Origin of the sequence: Rhizobium sp. IY2, from assembly GCF_047532935.1 — a bacterium.
Taxonomy (GTDB): Bacteria; Pseudomonadota; Alphaproteobacteria; order Rhizobiales; family Rhizobiaceae; genus Rhizobium; species Rhizobium anhuiense.
This window is the reverse complement of sequence record NZ_JBLKNU010000003.1, coordinates 341,221-364,183: the sequence shown is the minus strand read 5'-3', so window position 1 is coordinate 364,183 and position 22,963 is coordinate 341,221. Positions and strand designations below refer to the sequence as shown.

Below are 22,963 nucleotides of genomic sequence, written 5' to 3'. Positions count from 1 at the left end.
AAGGAAATTTGGTGCCCCCGCCAGGGTTCGAACCCGGGACCCCCTGATTACAAATCAGGTGCTCTACCAACTGAGCTACAAGGGCAATAATTGCCCAACTAGCAGATTCTATGATTCTGTAAAGGGAAATCCGTGCCTGCGCGAACAGGTCGGCTGCGGCTCAAAACGCTTCGCGGCAGAAAACGTCCTTGTCGTACAAGGCCTTTATCCTTTAGCTAGGACAGCATCATAAAGGGCATTGCATGGGCCGTTCATTTCAGACGCTATCCTTTCTCGCCTCACCAACGACGGAGGCGCTTGCCGCTCGCGAGGAGCTGATTCGCCTCTATGGTGACGTGCCGGCTGACGAAGCCGACGTCATCGTCGCGCTTGGCGGCGACGGTTTCATGCTACAGACGCTGCACCACACCATGAACTCCGGCAAACTGGTTTACGGCATGAATCGCGGTTCGGTCGGCTTCCTGATGAACGATTATCGCACCGAACAGCTTCAGGAACGCATCTGCCTCGCCGTCGAAAACGTCTTCCGGCCATTGCAGATGACGACGGCCAATGCCGACGGCACCAACTCGACGGCGCTCGCCATCAACGAGGTCTATCTTTTTCGCCAGTCCTATCAGGCGGCGAATCTGCGGGTCATGATAGATGGGCGCGTCCGCCTGGAGGAACTCATCTGCGACGGGCTGATGGTGGCGACACCGGCCGGATCGACGGCCTATAATCTTTCCGCCCATGGCCCGATCCTGCCGCTCGAAGCGCCGCTGCTCGCGATGACGCCGGTCAGCGCGTTCAGGCCGCGGCGTTGGAGGGGCGCGCTGCTTCCGAACAAAGTGACCGTCGATATCGACATTCTCGAGCCGGAGAAGCGGCCGGTGAACGCCGTGGCCGACAATACCGAGGTCAAGTCGGTGCTGCATATCCGAATCGCCCAGTCGGAGCATATGACGGCGCGCATCCTCTCCGATCCCGACCGCTCCTGGTCCGACCGTATTCTCGCCGAGCAGTTCAAGGATTGAGACGATGGCCATGCGAGGGATATTGACGACCACCATTTTCCTATTGGGATGGTCGGTCGCAGCCGCCCCGGCGCAGGATGCCATCCTGCCGGCATCGGTGATTTTCGCGACCAGCACCGGCTATTGGGAGGATGACGGCAACGCACCTGATGTCGAGCGGGCGCCGATGGGTGCCGAGAGCGTCGCCAACCCCGAGGGAAAGGCCACCCAGCGCCACGGCTACTACAAGCTCTTTGCCGTCCGCCAGGCCGACAGGACCTCGAAGGTCTACCTGCAGCAGATTGCCCAGACCGAGACCGGCCCGGCGATCGCCTCGACCATCGAACTGCAGGAAATCAGCGACCTGAAGCCTTACGTTACCGATATACGCCCGGAGAATTCGAACGGCATCATCAAGGAGCCGGGGCTGTTTGCCACGATCTATCTGAAGACCGATCCCGCCGCCGAGCCGGATAGCTGGACCGTGCTGATCGACGAATTCGGCGACATCACCGTGGAGAAGGCGACGAATTGAACGGCTGGGAATTGTTCGGAGAGACATCTGGGCGATGAAACTGGGCTATCGCGAGGGCATCCTCTACGACAAGAAGAGGTCGAATTGGGACGCAGCCGGCCCCAGGCCGATCAACTGGTCGCTCTGGTACCCGGCTGCCGATGACGCCCGGGAAAGCGATATAACGGAAAGAAGCTGGTTTCAGAAGGCGACTGTTGCCCGCGATGCGCCCATCCGGCCGGCGGCCCGGCCCTACCCCCTCGTCCTTCTGTCGCACGGCACCGGCGGATCCGCGGCCGGACTGGAGTGGCTGGCGCGACGCCTGGTCGATCGCGGATTTGCAGCGCTCGGCGTCAGCCATCACGGCAATACCGGCATCGAGCCTTATCGCGCCGAAGGTTTTGCCTGCCTTTGGGAGCGGGCACCCGACCTCAGCTACATGCTCGACCACAGCGATGACTGGCTCGGCAATCTGTCGGGCCATATCGAAACGGCCCGCGTGTTTGCGGCCGGATTTTCGGCCGGAGCCTATAGCGTGATGCTGCTGCTTGGTGCTGTCGCCCAGTTCTCGCAGTTTGACCCGTCCCGGATGAAATCCGGTGTCTCGCGCGGACCAAGGGAATTTCCCGACCTGGCCGACCATATCCCGACATTGCTGCGCACCAGCGATGTGTTTCGCGATTCATGGTCGCGCGTGTCGCAGTCCTACCGGGACGAGAGAATCAAGGCCGCGCTCGTCTGCGCGCCGGGCCGGTCCGTTCTCTGTTTCAGCGAGGAAAGCCTGAAGGCCGTCGATGCGCCCACCCTTATCCTGGTCGGCGATGCCGACACGGCGGCACCGGCGGAGGAATGTTCGTCATGGCTGCATGCACGGCTGCGACGCAGTCGTCTTAGAATCTTCGGCGGCGGCCTTGGACATTATGTCTTCGTGCCGGAGGGCACGGCGCTCGGCCTCGCCTTTGCCGCAGAACTCTTTACCGATCCCCCGGGCATCGAACGCGCCGCCATTCATGACCAGATTGCCGATCTGTCGGCCGCGCTGTTTCACGACAGCGACGTCAGCGCCATGGTCTGAACAAAGAAAAGCCCCGTCTCCGGGGCCTTCGTGTCTCGATTCTGCTGTACCCTATCAGTCGACATCCTCGACAACCGCGTCGGCGGCGCCGCTGATGCGGTGGGCAAGGGCCGCTTCCATGAACTCGTTCAGATCACCGTCGAGCACATCATCCGGGGCGCTGCTGGCGACGCCGGTGCGCAGGTCCTTGACCAACTGGTAGGGCTGCAGCACGTAGGAGCGAATCTGGTGGCCCCAGCCGATATCCGTCTTGGAGGCGGCTTCGGCGTTGGCGGCGTCCTCACGCTTCTTCAGTTCCGCTTCGTACATGCGGGCACGCAGCATGTCCCAGGCCTTGGCGCGGTTCTTGTGCTGCGAACGCTCCTGCTGGCACTGCACGACGATACCGGTCGGGATATGCGTGATGCGCACGGCCGAGTCTGTCGTGTTGACGTGCTGGCCGCCGGCTCCCGACGAACGATAGGTATCGATGCGGCAGTCGCTTTCGTTGATCTCGATCTGGATCGAGTCGTCGACAACCGGGTAGACCCAGATCGACGAGAATGAGGTGTGGCGGCGCGCATTGCTGTCGTAAGGCGAGATGCGCACCAGCCGATGCACGCCCGATTCCGTCTTCAGCCAGCCATAGGCATTATGGCCCTTGACGAGCAGGGTCGCGGATTTGATGCCCGCTTCTTCGCCGTCATGGACTTCGAGAAGCTCGACCTTGAAACGCTGGCGTTCGGCCCAGCGGGTGTACATGCGCAACAGCATGTTGGCCCAGTCCTGGCTTTCGGTACCGCCGGCGCCGGAATGGACTTCGAGATAGGTGTCGTTGCTATCGGCTTCGCCGGAGAGCATCGCCTCCACCTGGCGGCGGGCGGCCTCGGCCTTCAAGGCCTTCAGCGTGTCCTCGGCTTCCTTGACGACGCCCTGGTCGCCCTCTTCCTCGCCAAGCTCGATCAGCTCGATATTGTCGTTCAGCTGCTGTTCGAGCTGCTTGACGCCGTTGATGCCGTCATCGAGCTGCTGACGCTCGCGCATCAGCTTCTGCGCTTCCTGTGCATCGTTCCAGAGGTTCGGATCCTCTGCCTTGTTGTTCAACCAGTCCAGTCGTCTTATCGCCTGGTCCCAGTCAAAGATGCCTCCTCAGCAGGGTGATAGCCTGCTTGGTTTCATCGACTACGTTTTCGATTTCCGCTCGCATTTTCCGCTTCTCTGCTCGGTCTCTTCAAGTGCTGGTTTACGTCTTTGTTTCACGCAATTCCGGACGCAAAACCGCTGCGCACTTTTGCTGGAAATGCTCTAGAGACGCCCGCCGCGGATGTAAAGGGCCGCGGCAAGCGTTCCAAAATTCGGCGACGGTCAGAACAGGCCGGGCGTTCCGGTCTGGACGGCTTGGTTGGCCTGCGGCGAGGTCTTCAGGATCTCCTCCGGCGCCATGGTGCTGTCCATGCCGATGACCGAGAAGCTGTCGGCCGGGCCGGTGCCGGGCTTGAAAGCCTCGACAATGGTGTTCGGATCGCCGTCCGCGGCCGCCATGCCGGTCTTGCGGTCGATCGGGATCAGGTTCATGCCGGGCGGGATGACGAATTTGGATTCCGGCGTATCCTTGACGGCGGCCTGCATGAATTCGTTGAAGATCGGGGCGGAGAGACCGCCGCCGGTGCCGCCGCGGCCGAGCGGGGCCGGTGTATCGAAGCCCATATAGAGGCCGGCAACCAGATCCGGCGTGAAGCCGACGAACCAGGCATCCTTCTCGTCGTTGGTGGTGCCGGTCTTGCCGGCGACGTCGCGGCCGCCGAGGTCGATCTTGCCGGCGGCGGTGCCGCGCTGGATGACGCCCTGCATCATCGAGGTGATCTGGTAGGCGGTCATCGGGTCGAGAACGGTTTCGCGATTGTCGACGACATTCGGCTCTTCCTGGTTTTGCCAGTCACCGGCATTGCAGCCCTCGCACAGACGCTCCTCATGCTTGAAGATCGTCTTGCCATAGCGGTCCTGAATACGGTCGATCAATGTCGGCTTGATCTGCTTGCCGCCATTGGCGATGACCGAATAGGCCGAGACCATGCGCAGCACCGTCGTGTCGCCGGCGCCGAGCGACATGGAGAGAACCGGCAGCATGTGATCGTAGATACCGAAGCGCTCTGCATATTCGGCGACGATGTTCATGCCGAGATCGTTGGCGAGGCGCACCGTCATCAGGTTGCGCGAATGCTCGATGCCCGAGCGCAGCGTCGAGGGCCCGCCGACTTCGCCGCCGTAGTTTTCCGGCTTCCAGACCTGGCCGCCCGACACGATCTCGATCGGCGCATCCATGATGACGGAGGCCGGCGTATAACCATTGTCCATCGCCGCCGCATAGACGAAGGGCTTGAACGAGGAGCCCGGCTGGCGCATCGCCTGGGTGGCGCGGTTGAATTCGGACTGCGAGTAGGAGAAGCCGCCGACCATGGCCAGCACGCGGCCGGTCTTCGGGTCCATGGCGACCAGGCCGCCCTGCACCTTCGGCGGCTGCTGCAGGCGGTAGGAGGTCGAGGCGTCGTCGCCGAGCTTTGCGACATAAACGACGTCGCCGGGGGCCAGGACGCCGACCGGCGACTTCGCGGTCTTGCGGGCGCCGTCGGCCGAACGGAAGGCCCACTGCATGTTCTTGGCATCGATCGTGCCGCGTTGACGCTCAGCCGCGACCTTGCCGCTTCCATCCTTGGTCGGCTGCAGGCCGATGTCGACATTGCTGTCGGACACGGCGAGCACGACGGCAAGCCGCCATTCCGGCACGTCGGACAGTGCGGGGATATCGGCAAGCGCCTTGCCCCAGTCACCGCTTGCATCGATCTGCTTGAGGGGGCCGTGGAAACCTCGGCGCTCGTCATAGGTGACCAGACCGTCCTGCAGCGCCTTGCGGGCAGCGAGCTGCATCTGCGGATCGAGCGACGTGCGCACTGAAAGGCCGCCCTCATAGAGGACCTTTTCGCCATATTGGTCGATCAGCTGGCGACGCACGGCTTCGGCGAAATAATCCGATGCAAAGAGCGACGGTCCGGTGGTGCGGGCGGTGACGCCGAGCGGCTGCTTCTTGGCTTCCTCGCCGTCGCTCTGGCTGACATAGCCGTTCTCGACCATGCGGTCGATCACCCAGTTGCGGCGCTCGAGCGCAGCTTCCGGGTGGCGGAAAGGATGATAATTGGCGGGGCCCTTCGGCAGCGAGGCCAGGTAAGCTGCCTCGGCGACGGTCAGTTCGGTGACGGATTTGTTGAAATAGGTGAGTGCTGCGCCGGCGATGCCATAGGAATTCAGGCCGAAGAAAATCTCGTTCAGGTAGAGTTCGAGGATCTTGTCCTTGCTGTAGGCCTGCTCGATGCGGAAGGAGAGGATCGCTTCCTTGATCTTGCGGTCGATCGTCTGGTCCGAGCTCAACAGGAAGTTCTTGGCGACCTGCTGGGTGATGGTGGAGGCACCGACCGGACGGCGGCCGGAGCCGAAATTCTGCAGGTTGACGAGGATTGCGCGGCCGAGACCGGTAAGATCGACGCCCGGGTGATTGTAGAAATTCTTATCTTCGGCCGACAGGAAAGCGGCCTTCACGCGGTCGGGAATGGCCTGGATCGGCAGGAAAAGACGCTTTTCCTTGGCGTATTCGGCCATCAGAGCGCCGTTGCCGGCATGAACGCGGGTGGTCACCGGCGGCGCGTAGCTGTTCAGAACGGCATAGTCCGGCAGATCCCTGGCGACATTGGTGATATAGATGGCAACACCCGCCGCCGCGACCAGAAACAGGACGCAGGCCATTCCGAAGAAATATCCAAAAAGTCTAACCATATTTCAGCTACCGGTCTTTTCGATCTTCAATCGGCGCAGACGCAACGATTGCATGGATCAAGGCAATTTGCACGTTGCGCGGCTTACTCCATGAGCGTTACCGCCACAAGCCGATTCCGCGCCTCAGGCCTACGAAACATAAGCCGGAGTAACGGCGCGAATGTGAGCAAAATAGGGCTCTGCCCGCCGCATTCACCGCTGCGGCAGCGTTTCATTAGAACTGTCACATCCAAGCAACGCCGTCGCCGCCGCCAATCTGAGGCATCTTGCTCAGAACTTGATTCATGTGACGCGCTTTAAGTCGTTGTTTTTTATGCATGTCGCCATGCCAGAACCCGCTACAGATCTTTGCGTGGCATGGATTAGCCGCCATTCGCCATGACGGCGGCGCGGTATCGCTTCACTGCGTCGGTCAAGAGACCGGCGATCTTGTCGCGCCAGGTCTCGTCGAGCAGCAGTTTCTCGTCATCGGCATTCGAGAGGAAGCCGAGCTCGAGAAGGATCGACGGCACGTCAGGGGCCTGCAACACGCGAAAGCCGGCGTGACGGTGTGGATTGTTGATGGTGCCAACCTGATCCTTGAAGGAATTCAGCACGCTCTCGGCCAGCGAGATCGAAAAGGCCTGGGTCTCGCGCCGAGTCAGATCGAGCAGGATGTCTGCTACCTCGGGCGGCTCGGCGACCGTCTCCTTGCCGGCGATCTGGTCGGAAAGGTTTTCACGATCGGCAAGGTCGGCGGCGAGCTTGTCGGATGCCTTGTCGGAGATCGTGTAGACGGTCGCGCCGCGGATATCTTTCTGCTTCAGCGTGTCGGCATGCAGGGAAATGAACAGGCCGGCATGGTTCTGGCGGGCGATCAGCACGCGCTGCGAAAGCGACAGGAACTCGTCATCCTCGCGCGTCAGGAAGGCCTTGATGCCCGGTTCCTTGTTCAACCGGTCGGTCAGCGCCTTGGCGAAGGCGAGCGTTACCTGCTTTTCCTCGGTCTTGGTGTCGACGCCGATCGCACCGGTATCGATGCCGCCATGGCCGGCGTCGACGGCGATGACGAAATCGCCGGGAGCGGCTTTCTCAGGCGCCGGAATGGCGCTGGTCGTCTGGTCCGCCTCAGTTTGATCATTCCAGGATTGGGTCTTCACCAGCTCGGCAAAGGCCTGCTTGTCGATCATCTCGGCATCGAGCACGAGGCGATGCCCCTTGCCTGCCTCGTCGGTCTGCACTTTGGCGAGCGCCAGCTTCACCGGCCTTGCCGTCGTCAGCACGATGCGGGCGCTTTCCTCATCCATCTTGCCGTAACGGATGTCCTTGAACAGGCCGCGGGCGGCAAGATCCTTCGCCGGAAAGCCGAAGGCGGTGGCCGGCAGGTCGACGACGATGCGTTCCGGATTGGCGATATAGTGGACGGAGAAGCGCGGTTCGCGATCGAAGTCGATGACGATGCGGGTCCTGGCGTCGTCGCCGACGATGCGCGCACCATAGGCGAGCAGCGGATCTCCGGCTTCGACGGAGCCGGCAACGGCCAGGAGGCTGGCGGCCAGAAGCATTGCCGTCAGAACCCGCCTTGCGAATGTCGATCGCCGCGCTGCGGATTTCGCCGCGATCCGAGCCCTCTTATACAATAAACCGCCACACCCTATTTGAATTGCCATGAACCCGACGCGGCTGCAGCGAACGTCCCCGTGACGAAACACCCGTTAGCCTGCCGAATCGCGATCACTTTATCCCCAGCTTCTATGCGTTACGAAATCCATCAATATTATGGCACATTTGGCTTTTCCCTTGCTATTGTGACACAGAAAACATACAACGAATTTCAGGGTAAAGTGTTGACGGGATAGAGTCGCCGCAAAGGCTGCCAGCCAGATCAGGACCTGGCGCCACATCGGTCATCGTCCGCCGTCTCATGCGCTTCATCCCTAGAACTGGATCCTGATTTTCCGGCTTATTGTCGGAATTCATTGGTGGATCAGCCACCACGCTCTCAGGGAGCAAACTCATCGGACCCGAACGGGTCTTCGTATTTGTCGATCACGCTTGGTTGTTGATGGTTTCGCAGCAGGTTTTATCTGAAGTGTACAGGCCCCGGACCGAAATGGTTCCGGCTGCTGTCTGGCTGCTGCCCTCCCCCTCGCATCAGGCGCGACTTTCATTATCCGGCGCGGCTACAGTGGACCGCATTCTTTCTGTTTCAACAGCAGTCGGGAATGCGCTCTCGCGGCCACGCCGAGGAGCACAGCTTACATGGCAGACAAAATGCTTATCGATGCGTCTCACGAGGAAGAGACGCGCGTCGTTGTCGTTCGCGGGAACCGCATAGAAGAATTTGACTTCGAGTCCCAGCACAAGAAGCAGATCCGCGGCAACATCTATCTTGCAAAGGTAACGAGGGTCGAGCCCTCGCTGCAAGCCGCCTTCGTCGATTACGGCGGCAACCGGCACGGCTTCCTGGCCTTCGCCGAAATCCATCCCGACTATTACCAGATACCGCTTGCCGATCGTCAGGCACTGCTTCGTGCCGAAGCCGAGGAGCATCGCCGCGACGAAGATGTCGAGCATGTCGAAACCGCGCCGATGGTCGATCTTTCCAAGCAGGATCAGCCGGATGTCGGCATCGTTCCGGCAAAGGCGCCAGAAGCGGCTGCCGTAACGGAAGAGACGACAGCGGTAGAGGCCGCGGCATCGCCCGAGGCCGCAGACGAAGCGCCGGCCAAGAAGGCAAGGCCGCGCCGCAGCCGCAAGAAGGTGACCGAACCGGTCGCCGAAACGACCGCGACCGAGGACGCCGTTCCCACAGACGTCGAAGCCGAAGGCGCTTCGACCGTCGACAACGAGGATGACGGCTCGACCGGCGGCGCGATGGCCGCCATGGTAGAAACCGACGAGATTTCCGAGGACGTCGATACCAGCAAGCGTCGCCACGATGATGATGACGACGATGACGATCACGGCGAAGAGGAAGTCATTGAATCCGTCGGCGCCGAAGACGCGATGGAAGAAGTGCCGGACCGCGTGCAGCGCAAGCCGCGCAAGCAGTACCGCATCCAGGAAGTCATCAAGCGCCGCCAGATCCTGCTCGTGCAGGTCGCCAAGGAAGAGCGCGGCAACAAGGGTGCAGCCCTTACCACCTATCTCTCGCTCGCCGGCCGCTATTCCGTCTTGATGCCGAACACGGCGCGCGGCGGCGGCATTTCCCGCAAGATCACCAACCCTGCCGACCGCAAGCGCCTGAAGGAAATCGCGCGCATGCTCGAGGTACCGCAGGGCATGGGCGTCATTCTTCGCACCGCCGGCGCCAACCGCACCAAGGTCGAGGTCAAGCGCGACTTCGAATATCTGATGCGCCTGTGGGAGAACGTACGCACGCTGACGCTGGCGTCCACCGCTCCCTGCCTCGTCTATGAGGAAGGCTCGCTGATCAAGCGCTCGATCCGCGACCTCTATAACAAGGACATCAGCGAGATCATCGTTGCCGGCGAAGAAGGCTATCGTGAAGCGAAAGACTTCATGAAGATGCTGATGCCGAGCCACGCCAAGGTGGTTCAGCCCTATCGCGACATCCACCCGATCTTCTCGCGCTCAGGCATCGAAGCCCAGCTCGACCGCATGCTGCAGCCGCAGGTGACCCTGCGTTCCGGCGGCTACCTGATCATGAACCAGACGGAAGCGCTGGTTTCGATCGACGTCAACTCCGGCCGCTCGACGCGCGAACACTCAATCGAAGATACCGCGCTGCAGACGAACCTCGAAGCCGCGGAAGAAATCGCCCGCCAGCTTCGCCTGCGCGACCTTGCCGGCCTGATCGTCATCGACTTCATCGACATGGAAGAAAAGCGCAACAACCGCGCCGTCGAGAAGAAGCTGAAGGAATGCCTGAAGAACGACCGCGCCCGCATCCAGGTCGGCCGGATCTCGCATTTCGGCCTGCTCGAAATGTCGCGCCAGCGCATCCGCGCTTCGGTTCTCGAATCGACCACGCAGGTGTGCTCGCATTGCGGCGGCACCGGCCACGTGCGTTCGCAGTCCTCCGTCGCGCTGCATGTGCTGCGCGGCATCGAGGAATATCTGCTGAAGAACACCACGCACAACATCACCGTGCGCACCACTCCTGACATCGCGCTCTATTTGCTCAACCACAAGCGCCAGACGATCATCGATTACGAAAGCCGTTTCGGCGTCGCGATCGTCATCGATGCGGATGGTTCGGTCGGTGCGCAGCATTTCGCGATCGATCGCGGCGAAGCCGTGGAAAACCCGGTCAAGATCGAAACACTCTTCAACTTCGCAGCCATTCCCGAGGATGACGACGACGATATCGTCATCGAAGTGGATGAAGAGGAAGACGAAGAACTCGAGGAAAAGCCGGCCGCTGCCGAACGCCCCGCAGCAGCGCGCTCGGAAGGCGAAGGTGACGGTAACCGCAAGCGCAAGCGCCGCAGGCGCCGCCGCGGCCGCAACGGCAATGCCGAGCAGCCGGTATCGGCAGCAGGCGAAGCCGGTGACGAGGATGAGGATGGCGACGACGAGGGCGGCGAAGGTGATGAAAACACCGAAGCCACACCCGAGACGCGCGCTGAAAGCGAGGAATCGCAGCGCCGCAAGCGCCGCCGTCGCGGCAAGCGTGGCGGTCGCCGCAATCGCGCCGAGGATGGCTCCGAGCTGGCGGCCGGCGAAGCCGGTGAAGACAATGGCGGCGACGAGGACGAAGGTGACGACGTTTCGAACGACGGCGCTCCTGGTGAAGCCGTAGCGATCGAGGCGATTGCCGAGCAGGCTGACGAAGCTCAACCCGCGATGGCAGCCGTCGAGAGCGCAGTGGTCATCACCGAAGATGTGAAGCCCGCCCGCAGCCGCGGCCGCCGCAAACCGGCGGCAGCGCCGGTCGAGGAACCGGTGGCGGAGACCGCACCTGTGGTCGAGGCAGAGCCGGAGTTGGTGGAAGCCTCCGCCGATCTCGAAACATCAGTCCAGGAAGAGGCAAAGCCGGTTCGCGCCAACCGCGAATCCAATATCTCTTCCTCCGAGCCGACGGTGAAATCCACCACCCGCGTCGAAAATGGCGACGGCGATGACGGCAAGCCGAAGAAAGCCGGCTGGTGGCAGCGCCGTGGCTTCTTCTGAACGCTGATTTTCGGACGTAAACACTGAAATCCGGCCGCGGCGACGCGGCCGGATTTTCGTTTATGGCGATAGCGTGGGGAGTAAAAATGGGCGGCACTTTGCCACTGTGTACCGCAAGCGAGACGGCATAGAGCGCTTCACTATCGCTCGGCTCGACGCCGGCGAAGAGCGACCATCATCCCCGGTTGCGATCAGGCCGCCGGCGGATAGAGCAAGTCGACGATGTAGCTGGCGTCGAAACGGGAATCGAGCATGCCGTAGGTGGAGCGCCAGCCGCCGGCAAGGCGCGTCTCGATGAAGGCATCGGCAATGCGCCCGGCGCCCAGCCGATAGAGTTCGGCGGCACCGGCAGCCAGCGCCAGTTGCTCGACAAGCAGGCGCGCGGCGCCCTCGTCCTGTTCACACAGCGCGATTGCGGCGCGCAACACGTCGATCGTCTTCTTGCCGGCAGGGCCGAGATCGCGGGCAAGGCCGGCGAAGACGGTTTCGAACAGATCCTTGCCACGGTTGAGCACACGCAGCACGTCAAGCGCCATGACGTTGCCGGAGCCTTCCCAGATGGCGTTGACGGGCGCCTCGCGGTAATGGCGGGCGATCGGGCGATCTTCGATGTAGCCGTTGCCGCCGATGCATTCCATCGCCTCGTAGATCAGCGCCGGCGCGATCTTGCAGCACCAGTATTTGGCGACCGGCGTCATGACGCGGGCATAGGCCGCCTCCTCGGCATTGCCGCGCGCCTTGTCGAAGGCGTCGGCAAGACGGAAGGACAGCGCCGTCGCGGCGGCGACATCGAGCGCCATGTCGGCGAGCACGCGCGTCATGATCGGCTGGTTGACCAGCATCTTGCCGAAGACGCTGCGGCCGCGGGTGTGATGCACGGCTTCGGCAAGCGAGGCGCGCATGATGCCCGATGAGGCCAGCGCACAGTCGAGCCTGGTCAGCGTCACCATGTCGAGGATGGTGCGGATGCCGGCATCCGGGCCGCCGAGCAGGAAACCGAATGTGTCTGTAAACTCGACCTCGGAAGAGGCGTTGGAGCGGTTGCCGACCTTGTCCTTCAACCGCTGGAACTGCAACCCGTTGGCGGAACCATCTTCCAGAAGGCGCGGCACGAGAAAGCAACCCATGCCCTCCTTCGTCTGCGCCAGCATGATGAAGGCATCGCTCATCGGCGCGGACATGAACCATTTGTGGCCGGACAGCCGGTAGATACCCTCGCTGACCTTTTCGGCAGCGGTCCTGTTGGCGCGCACATCCGTGCCGCCCTGCTTTTCCGTCATGCCCATGCCGATGGTCACGGCGGATTTCTGCATGGCGGGCTTGTTCGACGAATCATATTTGCGCGAGATGATCTTTGGCGCCCAGTCCTTTTGGACAGCGGGCGAAGCCGACAGCGCCGCAACCGAGGCGCTGGTCATCGTCAGCGGGCAGAGATGGCCGGATTCCAGCTGTGACGTCAGATAAAACCGCGCGGCGCGAACCTTGTGCGCCTCATCCTTGGCCTCGGTATCGGCCTGCGGGTCCCAGACGGAGGAATGCAGCCCGACCGACATGGAGCGGCGCATCAGCGCGTGCCAGGCGGGATGGAACTCGACGACGTCGAGGCGCTCACCGCGCGGACCATGGGTGCGCAGCTGCGGCGCGCCCTGGTTGGCCATGCGCGCCAGTTCCTGCGCCTCCGGCGAGGTGACGTAGCGGCCCATATTTTCCAGGTCTTCGCGGATGCCGCGCGGAAGGGCCGCCGTCAGGTCGACGATCAGCGGATCGGATCGATAGGCGTTGATGCCGGACCACAGGCTCGGCTGGTTGAGTTCTGCGAGTTTGTCGTCAGTCCGGTTGGCGGAGGTCATAATTCGCTTCTAGTGTAAGAACCCGGCAAAGGGAAACCGGAAGTTATGATTCGGTTCATTCTGCTCTATCGGAATTCGGGCGAAAATGCATGGGGACATAAGCCTTTGCCCACAGCGCATGCTTGCCCCGGCGGGCAGCACTCTTTATAGACCCGGCAGAGACAGCAAGAGGCAAGGTCATGGTCTTTTTCCCCCACCGCCACCTCATCGGCATCAAGGGCCTCACCGAGCAGGATATCACCTATCTTCTCGACAAGGCGGATGAGGCCGTCAAGATCAGCCGCCAGAGAGAAAAGAAGACGTCGACGCTGCGCGGGCTGACGCAGATCAATCTCTTCTTCGAGGCATCGACCCGCACACAGGCCTCCTTCGAGCTTGCCGGTAAGAGGCTCGGGGCCGACGTCATGAACATGTCGGTCGGCAATTCCTCGGTGAAGAAAGGCGAAACGCTGATCGACACCGCGATGACGCTGAATGCGATGCGCCCCGACGTGCTGGTGATCCGCCATTCGAGCGCAGGTGCCGCCGCCCTTCTCGCCCAGAAGGTCTCCTGCTCGGTCGTCAATGCCGGCGACGGGCAGCACGAACATCCGACCCAGGCGCTGCTCGACGCGCTGACGATCCGTCGCGCCAAGGGCAAGCTGTCGCGCATCATCGTGGCAATCTGCGGCGACGTGCTGCATTCGCGGGTGGCGCGCTCCAACATCCTATTGCTCAACGCGATGGGCGCCCGCGTCCGTGTCGTCGCACCTGCAACCCTCCTGCCTGCCGGCATCGCCGAGATGGGCGTCGAGGTCTTCCATTCGATGAAGGAAGGGTTGAAGGACGCCGACGTCGTGATGATGCTGCGGCTGCAGCGCGAGCGCATGTCCGGCGCCTTCGTGCCTTCGGTGCGCGAATATTATCACTTCTACGGACTCGACGCCGAAACGCTGAAAGCCGCCAAGGAGGATGCGCTGGTCATGCATCCCGGCCCGATGAACCGCGGCGTCGAGATCGCGTCCGAGGTGGCGGACGGGCCGCAGAGTGTGATCGCCGAACAGGTGGAGATGGGGGTGGCGGTGCGCATGGCGGTCATGGAGACGCTGCTCGTCTCGCAGAACCAGGGTCCCCGCAGCGATGGAATGATGGTATGAGCAACCCGATCGTCCTCAAGAACGTCCGCATCGTCGATCCCTCGCGCAACCTCGATGAAGTCGGAACGATCATCGCCAAAAACGGCGTGATCATCGCCGCCGGCCATGCGGCGCAGAATCAGGGCGCGCCTGATGGCGCCGTCATCCGCGACTGCACGGGCCTTGTGGCGACGCCCGGCCTCGTCGATGCGCGCGTCCATATCGGCGAACCCGGCGGCGAGCATCGTGAGACGATCGCCTCGGCGAGCCGGGCGGCGGCGGCCGGGGGCGTCACCTCGATCATCATGATGCCGGACACCGATCCCGTCATCGACGACATCGCGCTCGTCGAATTCGTCAAGAAGACGGCGCGGGATACGGCCGCCGTCAATGTCTATCCGGCAGCCGCCATCACCAAGGGCCTTGCCGGCGAGGAAATGACCGAGATCGGCCTGTTGATGCAGGCCGGCGCCGTCGCCTTCACCGATGCCCATTCCAGCGTCCACGACACGCAGGTGCTGCGCCGGATCATGACCTATGCGCGCGAATTCGGCGCCGTCATTTCCTGCGAGACGCGTGACAAATATCTCGGCGCCAACGGCGTCATGCATGAGGGGCTTTTCGCCAGCTGGCTCGGGCTCTCCGGCATTCCCAGGGAAGCCGAGCTCATCCCGCTCGAACGCGATCTCAGGATCGCCGAGCTGACGCGCGGACGTTATCACGCCGCGATGATCTCGGTGCCGCAATCGGTCGAGGCGATTGAACGCGCCCGCAGCCGCGGCGCCAAGGTGACCTCAGGCATCTCGATCAACAATCTGGCGCTCAACGAAAACGACATCGGCGAATACCGCACCTTCTTCAAGCTCTATCCGCCGCTGCGACCGGAAGACGACCGGGTGGCGATGGTCGAGGCCCTTGCCAGCGGCGCGATCGACATCATCGTCTCCTCGCATGACCCGCAGGACGTCGATACGAAGCGCCTGCCCTTCGCCGAGGCGGAGGACGGCGCGATCGGGCTCGAAACCATGCTGGCGGCGGCGCTGAGGCTTTACCATGGCGGCCAGGTGAGCCTGATGCGCCTGATCGACGCCATGTCTACCCGCCCCGCCGAGATTTTCGGCCTCGCCGCCGGCACGCTGAAGCCGGGTGCGGCGGCCGATATCGCGCTGATCGATCTCGATGAGCCTTGGCTTGTCGCCAAAGACATGCTTCTCTCCCGTTCGAAGAATACGCCGTTCGAGGATGCGCGCTTCAGCGGACGGGCGGTCGCGACATACGTCTCGGGAAAGCTTGTCCACGCAATTTAGGAGACGGCTGGACCGAGGATAGGCCACGGAGGGCCGAGGGGGCATATGTTATCCAATCTCATGTCATGGCAGATCACCCTGCCGATCGCGCTTGCCGCAGCCATCATCGGATATCTCTTCGGCTCCATTCCTTTCGGCCTGATCCTGACGCGTGCGGCCGGCCTCGGCGACGTGCGCAGCATCGGCTCCGGCAATATCGGCGCGACCAATGTGCTCAGAACAGGAAACCGCAAGCTCGCTGCGGCGACGCTGCTGCTCGATGCGCTGAAGGCATCGGCGGCGGCCTGGGTCGTCGGTTATTTCCTCGGTGAGGAGGCGGCGATCATCGCCGGCTTCTTCGCCTTCATTGGTCATCTCTTCCCGGTCTGGATCGGCTTCAAGGGCGGCAAGGGTGTCGCCACCTATATCGGCACCCTGCTCGGCGTCGCGCCGATCATGGTCGTGCTCTTCGCCGCCGTCTGGCTGGCCGTCGCCTTCACCACCCGCTACTCCTCGCTGTCGGCACTGGTCGCCATGCTTGTCATCCCGGTGGCGCTGTGGATCCTGGGCAACGAAAAGGTTGCGGCAGTGATGGCGATCATGACCCTGATTTCCTACTGGAAGCACAAGGCGAATATCTCGCGACTGATGGACGGGACGGAAAGCAAGATCGGGGCAAAGGGATAATGGATGCGCTGAGCGCGGAACCAAAAGGCGTCGTGCTGACCGAACGGCAGAGAATTGCCTGGCTGCGCCTCATCCGTTCCGACAATATCGGCCCCGCCACCTTTCGCGACCTCATCAATCATTTCGGTTCGGCCGAGGCAGCGCTTGCCGCGTTGCCGGAGCTTTCGGCGCGTGGCGGCGCCACGCGGGCAATCCGCATCGCCAGCGAGGCCGAAGCGCATCGGGAACTGGAGGCGGCGCATCGTTTCGGCGCCCGCTTCGTCGGCATCGGTGAGCCGGACTATCCGCAGGCACTGAAACAGATCGACGGCGCGCCGCCGCTTCTGGCCGTCAAGGGTGCGCTTGCCGCCGCCAAACGACCGGCCGTCGGCATTGTCGGCTCGCGCAACGCCTCGGTCGCAGGCGCGAAATTCGCGGCGATGGTGGCGCGCGACTGCGGCAGGGCGGGTTATACCGTGGTCTCGGGGCTGGCGCGCGGCATCGACACATCAGCCCACCGTGCGAGCCTCGAGACAGGCACGATCGCCGCCCTTGCCGGCGGTCTCGATCAGCCCTACCCGCCGGAGAATATCGGCTTGCTCGAAGAGATCACCGGCGGCAACGGCCTGGCGGTCAGCGAGATGCCCTTCGGCTGGGAGCCCCGCGCCCGCGACTTTCCGCGCCGGAACCGGCTGATCGCCGGCATTGCGCTCGGCCTCGTAGTCATCGAAGCAGCGACACGTTCGGGCTCGCTGATCACGGCGCGGCTTGCCGGCGAGTTCGGTCGCCTGGTGTTTGCCGTGCCCGGCTCCCCCCTCGATCCGCGCTGCCATGGCACCAACGGCCTGCTGAAAGACGGTGCATCGATCGTCACCGCCCCCGCCGATGTCGTCGAGGCTTTGGCGCCGCTTGCGCAATTCGACCTGTTCCCGTCATCGATGGCAGAGGAACCGGCGCGTGAGGGCAAGGCAATTTCGGTGCCACCCGGCGATCCCGACCGAACCCGCGTCATCGATGCGCTCGGGCCGACGCCGGTCGAGATCGACGACGTCATCCGCCATACCGGTCTGTCGGCATCCGCGGTCTATCTCATCCTTCTGGAACTCGATATATCGGGCAGGCTGCAGCGGCATCAGGGCGGGTTCGTCTCGCTTTCCGATTGAACTTTGCACGATATCGCAGAATTGCCGCCCCCTGTGTCGAAAACCTTCGACAACCTATCTAAGATTGCATTTCCCCGATAAACTCCCTTCGGCTGCACCGGATGCAAGAACTAAAATTGTAGCAAACCCCTTGACCGCGGCGATTTCCCTGTCCATGTCGGAGGGCCGGGATCCATCTTTCGGTGTGTGTCGCGCTGGCTTCAACGCTGGCGTCGTTTCCTTTTTAGAGAATCATCATGAATGTTGTAGTGGTGGAATCGCCTGCCAAGGCCAAGACGATCAACAAGTATCTGGGTCCGGGATACAAAGTGCTCGCCTCCTTCGGCCATGTGCGCGATCTGCCTGCCAAGGACGGCTCAGTTCTTCCTGATCAGGATTTCGAAATGCTTTGGGAGGTCGATAGCGCCTCCGCAAAGCGGATGAAGGATATTGCCGATGCGGTGAAATCCTCCGACGGCCTTTTTCTCGCGACCGACCCGGATCGCGAAGGCGAAGCGATTTCCTGGCACGTTCTCGATATGCTGAACAAGAAGCGCGTGCTGAACGGCAAGCCGGTCAAACGCGTCGTCTTCAACGCCATCACCAAGAAGGCGGTGCTCGACGCGATGGCCGATCCGCGCGACATCGACGTGCCGCTCGTCGACGCCTATCTGGCGCGGCGCGCGCTCGACTATCTGGTCGGCTTCAATCTTTCGCCGGTGCTCTGGCGCAAGCTGCCCGGCGCCCGGTCGGCCGGCCGCGTCCAGTCGGTGGCGCTTCGTCTGGTCTGCGACCGTGAATCCGAAATCGAACGCTTCATTTCGGAAGAATACTGGAACATCTCGGCCCTTCTAAAGACACCGCGCGGCGACGAGTTCGAGGCCAGGCTGGTTTCGGCGAATGGCAAACGGCTGCAGCCGCGCGCGATCGGCAACGGCGAGGATGCCGGCAAGCTCAAGGCATTGCTCGAAGGCGCAAGCTATATCGTCGACTCCGTCGAAGCGAAACCGGTCAAGCGCAATCCCGGACCGCCGTTTACGACCTCGACCCTGCAGCAGGCCGCCTCCTCCAATCTCGGCTTCTCCGCCTCGCGCACCATGCAGATCGCCCAGAAGCTCTATGAAGGCGTCGATATCGGCGGCGAGACGGTCGGTCTCATCACCTATATGCGAACCGACGGCGTGCAGATGGCGCCCGAGGCGATCGATGCGGCGCGCCGCGCCATCGTCGACCAGTTCGGCGAGCGCTATATGCCCGAGAAGGCGCGCTTCTATTCCACCAAGGCCAAGAACGCCCAGGAGGCGCACGAGGCGATCCGTCCGACCGATTTCTACCGCTCGCCCGACCGCGTGCGCAAATTCCTCGATGCCGATCAGATCCGCCTCTACGACCTGATCTGGAAGCGCGGCATCGCCAGCCAGATGGCGTCGGCCGAAATCGAGCGCACGACGGCTGAAATCACCGCCGACAACAAGGGCGAGAAGGCCGGGCTGCGCGCCGTCGGTTCGGTCATCCGCTTCGACGGTTTCATCGCCGCCTATACCGACCAGAAGGAGGACGGCGAGCAGAGTGACGACGGCGACGAGGATGGCCGCCTGCCGGAGATCAATGCACGCGAGACGCTCGCCAAGCAGAAGATCAACTCGACGCAGCATTTCACCGAGCCGCCGCCGCGCTATTCGGAAGCCTCGCTGATCAAGAAGATGGAAGAGCTCGGCATCGGCCGCCCCTCCACCTATGCCGCGACGCTGGCGACGTTGCGCGACCGCGACTATGTGACGATCGACAAGCGCAAGCTGATCCCGCAGGCCAAGGGCCGGCTGGTGACCGCTTTCCTCGAAAGCTTCTTCACCAAATATGTCGAATACGACTTCACCGCCGATCTCGAAGAGAAGCTCGACCGGATTTCCGCCGGCGAGCTGAACTGGAAGCAGGTGCTGCGCGACTTCTGGAAGGATTTCTTCGCCCAGATCGAGGACACCAAGGAACTGCGCGTCACCAACGTGCTCGATTCGCTGAACGAGGCGCTGGCGCCGCTCGTCTTCCCGAAGCGCGAGGATGGCAGCGATCCCCGGATCTGCCAGGTCTGCGGCACCGGCAACCTGTCGCTGAAGCTCGGCAAATACGGCGCCTTCGTCGGCTGCTCAAATTATCCGGATTGCAACTACACCCGCCAGCTCTCCTCCGAAAACGGCGGAGAGGCGGACGGTGCTGCCCTTAACGAGCCGAAGAACCTCGGCACCGATCCGACGACCGGCGAGGAACTGACGCTGCGGTCCGGCCGCTTCGGCCCCTATATACAGCGCGGCGACGGCAAGGAAGCCAAACGCGCCTCGCTGCCGAAGGGATGGAAGCCCGAGGATATCGACTATGAAAAGGCGATGGCGTTGATCTCGCTGCCGCGCGATATCGGCAAACACCCCGAAACGGGCAAGATGATCTCATCCGGCATCGGTCGCTACGGGCCGTTCCTCCTGCATGACGGTTCCTATGCCAATCTGGAAACCGTCGAGGACGTGTTCTCGGTCGGCCTCAACCGTGCCGTGACTGTTATCGCCGAAAAGGCGAACCAGGCGCCGGGGCGGGGTTCGCGCGGGACACCGGCGGCGCTGAAGACGCTCGGCGATCATCCTGATGGCGGCCCCATCACCGTTCGCGACGGCAAGTACGGACCTTACGTCAATTGGGGCAAGGTCAATGCGACATTGCCGAAGGGCAAGGACCCGCAGGCGATCACCGTCGAGGAAGCGCTCGCGCTGATCACCGAAAAGGCCGGCAAGGCGCCTGCAGGCAAGACGGCAAAGGCGAAGGCCAAGCCGAAGGCGGCGGCCGCCGAAGCCAAGACCACCAAGACGGCGGCCAAGCCGAAGGCAACGAAGGCGAAAGCGCCGGCGAAATCGAAAAAGGGCTGACGTGAGCAGGATACCGCGCGAGAGAACGAACCCCGCGGGCAAGCGCCCGGGCAAGATCGGCCGCTCGGGCAAGGATGCTCCCGCCGTCGAGCCGCTGAACATCGTCCACGGCGCCCTGCCCTCACGCGAGGTGATCCTGCGCTTCATCGCCGATCATCCGCAGAAAGCCTCCAAACGCGAACTCGCCAAGGCTTTCGGCCTGAAGGGCGACAGCCGCGTCGAGCTCAAGCACATGCTGCAGGAACTCGAGCAGGAAGGCATGCTGCAGAAGAACCGCAAGTCGCTGATCCGTCCCGGCGCGCTGCCGCCCGTCACCGTTCTCGATATCACCACACGCGACAAGGATGGCGATCTGATCGGCCGGCCGGCGGAATGGCCGGAGGACCAGGGCGTCGCACCCGCCGTCGCCATCCGCCAGCAATCGCCCGCAGGCCGCCAGGGCAAGGGCAAGGCGCCCGTCGCCGGCCTCGGCGACCGCATCCTGGCAAAGATCTTCCCGGCCGTCGATCGCGGCGGGCCGGCCTATACGGCGCGGATCATCAAGGTGATCGACAGGCGCCGCGGCGCCTCGATGGGCGTCTTCCGCGCAGCACCCGGCGGCGGTGGCCGGCTGCTGCCGATCGAACGGCGCGGCGAGGAAATGGTGATCGATCCCGACTTCACCGGCGGCGCCGCGGACGGCGACCTGGTCGAAGTGGAAGTCGCCCGTCTCGGCCGCTTCGGCCTGCCGCGCGCCAAGGTGCTTTCCGTCGTCGGTTCCGTCGGTTCGGAAAAGGCAATCTCGATGATCGCCATCCATGCACACGGCATCCCGCATGTCTTCCCGCCTGCGGTCATCGCCGAGGCGGATGACGCCAAGCCTGCCAACATGTCGCATCGCGAGGATTGGCGCGACGTGCCGCTGATCACCATCGATCCGGCCGACGCCAAGGACCATGACGATGCGGTCTATGCCGAGCTCGACCCCTCGCCCGACAATCCCGGCGGCGTCCTCGTCACCGTCGCGATTGCCGACGTTTCCTGGTATGTCCGCCCCAATTCGCCGCTCGACCGCGAGGCGCTGAAGCGCGGCAACTCGGTCTATTTCCCGGATCGCGTCGTGCCGATGCTGCCGGAGCGCATCTCCAACGATCTCTGCTCGCTGAAGCAAGGCGTCGACCGCCCGGCGCTCGCCGTGCGCATGAGCTTTTCCGCGGAAGGCCGCAAGATCGGCCACACCTTCCATCGCATCATGATGAAGAGCGCCGCAAAGCTCTCCTACCAGCAGGCGCAGGCGGCGATCGACGGCAAGCCGGACGATCAGACCGGACCGATGCTCGAGCCGATCCTGAAGCCGCTCTGGCACGCCTATGAGGTGATGAAGCGCGGACGCGACCGGCGCCAGCCGCTGGAACTCGACATGCCGGAGCGCAAGATCCTGCTGAAGCCCGACGGCACGGTCGACCGGGTCTTCGTGCCGCCGCGGCTCGATGCGCATAAGCTGATCGAAGAAATGATGATCCAGGCGAATGTCTGTGCCGCCGAGACCCTGGAAAAGAAACGCCAGCCGCTGATCTATCGCATCCATGACGGCCCGACGCTCGCCAAGCAGGAAATCCTGCGCGAGTTCCTGGCGACACTCGGCATCTCGCTGGCCAAGGGCGGGAATATGCGCGCCAACAGCTTCAACGGCATTCTGGCGAAGGCGGACGGTACGCCGCACCAGACCATGGTCAACGAGATGGTGCTGCGTTCGCAGAGCCAGGCGATCTACGGTCCCGAGAATATCGGTCATTTCGGCCTCAACCTGATGAAATACGCCCACTTCACCTCGCCGATCCGCCGCTACGCCGATCTCATCGTGCATCGCGCCCTCGTCGGTTCGCTGGGCTTCGGCGAAGGCGGCATTACGCCCGACGAAGAGGCGGCACTCGACGATATCGCCGCCGAAATCTCGACCTTCGAGCGCCGCGCCATGGCCGCCGAGCGCGAGACGGTCGACCGGCTGATCGCCCATCATCTGAGCGGCCGCGTCGGCGAGGAATTTGCCGGGCGGGTCTCCGGCGTGACGAAATCGGGGCTTTTTGTCGCCTTGCCGGACTATGGCGCCGACGGCTTCGTCCCTATATCTACGCTCGGCACCGATTATTTCATCTATGACGAGGCGCATCAGGCGCTGTCGGGGGAGCGAACGGGGCTCGGCTATCGCCTGGGCGACAGCGTCACCGTGAAGCTTGCCGAAGCGATCCCGCTTGCCGGCGCGCTGCGTTTCGAGATGATCAGCGAGGGCCGCGAGATGCCGACGGCGGTGCGCTCCTTCCACAAAGCGGGCCGCCGCGACAGGGGCCAGGTCCGCAAGAAACCCGGAACGAGGCCGCCGCGCGGACGGCACTAGCCCACCGGCTCGAAAATCGGAATCGATTTTCGAAAAGCGTGATGCAAGGATTGAAAGAGTTAGAGCGTTCTTTGTGCGTCCGAAAGGACGCACGGGGCTCTATGTCCGAAAG

General features: G+C 62.9%; 14 protein-coding genes and 1 tRNA gene. 10 read left to right on the top strand and 5 right to left on the bottom strand.

What is annotated here, in order from left to right:
* Window positions 1-9 precede the first annotated feature (9 nt).
* Window positions 10-85: transfer RNA gene (locus ACMUVN_RS15365), tRNA-Thr, on the bottom strand.
* Window positions 86-242: 157 nt separating this feature from the next.
* On the opposite strand from ACMUVN_RS15365, the gene ACMUVN_RS15360 reads away from it, so the two are divergent.
* Genes ACMUVN_RS15360 through ACMUVN_RS15350 form a run of 3 tightly spaced genes read left to right on the top strand, consistent with a single transcriptional unit; the run spans window position 243 to window position 2,584 of the window.
* Entirely contained in the window at window positions 243-1,016 is a 774-nt protein-coding gene (locus ACMUVN_RS15360) for an NAD kinase (RefSeq protein ID WP_047616590.1), read from the top strand.
* Window positions 1,017-1,020: 4 nt separating this feature from the next.
* Window positions 1,021-1,530: a hypothetical protein gene (locus tag ACMUVN_RS15355; protein WP_047616589.1), complete on the top strand. Its 510-nt coding sequence runs from the start codon at window positions 1,021-1,023 to the stop codon at window positions 1,528-1,530.
* Between the two features lie 34 nt (window positions 1,531-1,564).
* Window positions 1,565-2,584: an alpha/beta hydrolase family protein gene (locus ACMUVN_RS15350; protein WP_414815241.1), complete on the top strand. Its 1,020-nt coding sequence runs from the start codon at window positions 1,565-1,567 to the stop codon at window positions 2,582-2,584.
* A gap of 54 nt (window positions 2,585-2,638) precedes the next feature.
* On the opposite strand, the gene prfB is transcribed toward ACMUVN_RS15350, so the two are convergent.
* The 3 genes from prfB to ACMUVN_RS15335 form a co-directional block, all read right to left on the bottom strand.
* Window positions 2,639-3,770 (bottom strand): peptide chain release factor 2 gene (gene prfB, locus ACMUVN_RS15345; protein ID WP_164735935.1). Its coding sequence is split into 2 segments (ribosomal slippage): window positions 2,639-3,700 and window positions 3,702-3,770, totalling 1,131 coding nucleotides; the frame shifts between segments, so codons are not numbered across the junction.
* A gap of 158 nt (window positions 3,771-3,928) precedes the next feature.
* Window positions 3,929-6,388: a penicillin-binding protein 1A gene (locus ACMUVN_RS15340; RefSeq protein ID WP_414815240.1), complete on the bottom strand. Its 2,460-nt coding sequence runs from the start codon at window positions 6,386-6,388 to the stop codon at window positions 3,929-3,931.
* 362 nt (window positions 6,389-6,750) lie between these two features.
* On the bottom strand, window positions 6,751-8,007 hold the full coding sequence (locus ACMUVN_RS15335) for an N-acetylmuramoyl-L-alanine amidase (RefSeq protein WP_063474325.1): 1,257 nt from the start codon (window positions 8,005-8,007) through the stop codon (window positions 6,751-6,753).
* Window positions 8,008-8,629: 622 nt separating this feature from the next.
* Here ACMUVN_RS15335 and ACMUVN_RS15330 point away from each other — a divergent pair.
* Window positions 8,630-11,506 (top strand): Rne/Rng family ribonuclease, encoded by a 2,877-nt coding sequence (locus ACMUVN_RS15330; RefSeq protein WP_063474324.1) that lies wholly within the window; start codon window positions 8,630-8,632, stop codon window positions 11,504-11,506.
* A 191-nt stretch (window positions 11,507-11,697) separates the two neighbouring features.
* On the opposite strand, the gene ACMUVN_RS15325 is transcribed toward ACMUVN_RS15330, so the two are convergent.
* The gene (locus ACMUVN_RS15325) at window positions 11,698-13,356 is read right to left on the bottom strand and encodes an acyl-CoA dehydrogenase family protein (protein WP_063474323.1); all 1,659 of its coding nucleotides are present in this window, start codon (window positions 13,354-13,356) and stop codon (window positions 11,698-11,700) included.
* Between the two features lie 179 nt (window positions 13,357-13,535).
* Between ACMUVN_RS15325 and ACMUVN_RS15320 the strand changes: the two genes are divergently transcribed.
* The 6 genes from ACMUVN_RS15320 to rnr all read left to right on the top strand — a co-directional run bounded on the left by ACMUVN_RS15320 (window position 13,536) and on the right by rnr (window position 22,851).
* Entirely contained in the window at window positions 13,536-14,492 is a 957-nt protein-coding gene (locus ACMUVN_RS15320) for an aspartate carbamoyltransferase catalytic subunit (RefSeq protein ID WP_063474322.1), read from the top strand.
* Entirely contained in the window at window positions 14,489-15,778 is a 1,290-nt protein-coding gene (locus tag ACMUVN_RS15315; protein ID WP_047616575.1) for a dihydroorotase, read from the top strand. Before ACMUVN_RS15320 ends, ACMUVN_RS15315 begins: the two co-directional genes overlap by 4 nt.
* 45 nt (window positions 15,779-15,823) lie before the next feature.
* Window positions 15,824-16,444, top strand: coding sequence for a glycerol-3-phosphate 1-O-acyltransferase PlsY (gene plsY / locus ACMUVN_RS15310; protein ID WP_063474321.1), 621 nt, complete (start codon window positions 15,824-15,826; stop codon window positions 16,442-16,444).
* Window positions 16,444-17,586 carry a DNA-processing protein DprA gene (gene dprA / locus ACMUVN_RS15305; RefSeq protein ID WP_063474320.1) on the top strand — a complete coding sequence of 381 codons (1,143 nt, stop codon included), beginning with the start codon at window positions 16,444-16,446 and terminating at the stop codon, window positions 17,584-17,586. The genes plsY and dprA overlap by 1 nt, the downstream gene beginning before the upstream one ends.
* 236 nt (window positions 17,587-17,822) lie before the next feature.
* The gene (gene topA / locus ACMUVN_RS15300) at window positions 17,823-20,477 is read left to right on the top strand and encodes a type I DNA topoisomerase (RefSeq protein WP_047616568.1); all 2,655 of its coding nucleotides are present in this window, start codon (window positions 17,823-17,825) and stop codon (window positions 20,475-20,477) included.
* Between the two features lies 1 nt (window position 20,478).
* Window positions 20,479-22,851, top strand: coding sequence for a ribonuclease R (gene rnr, locus ACMUVN_RS15295; RefSeq protein WP_063474319.1), 2,373 nt, complete (start codon window positions 20,479-20,481; stop codon window positions 22,849-22,851).
* The last annotated feature ends 112 nt before the right edge of the window (window positions 22,852-22,963 follow it).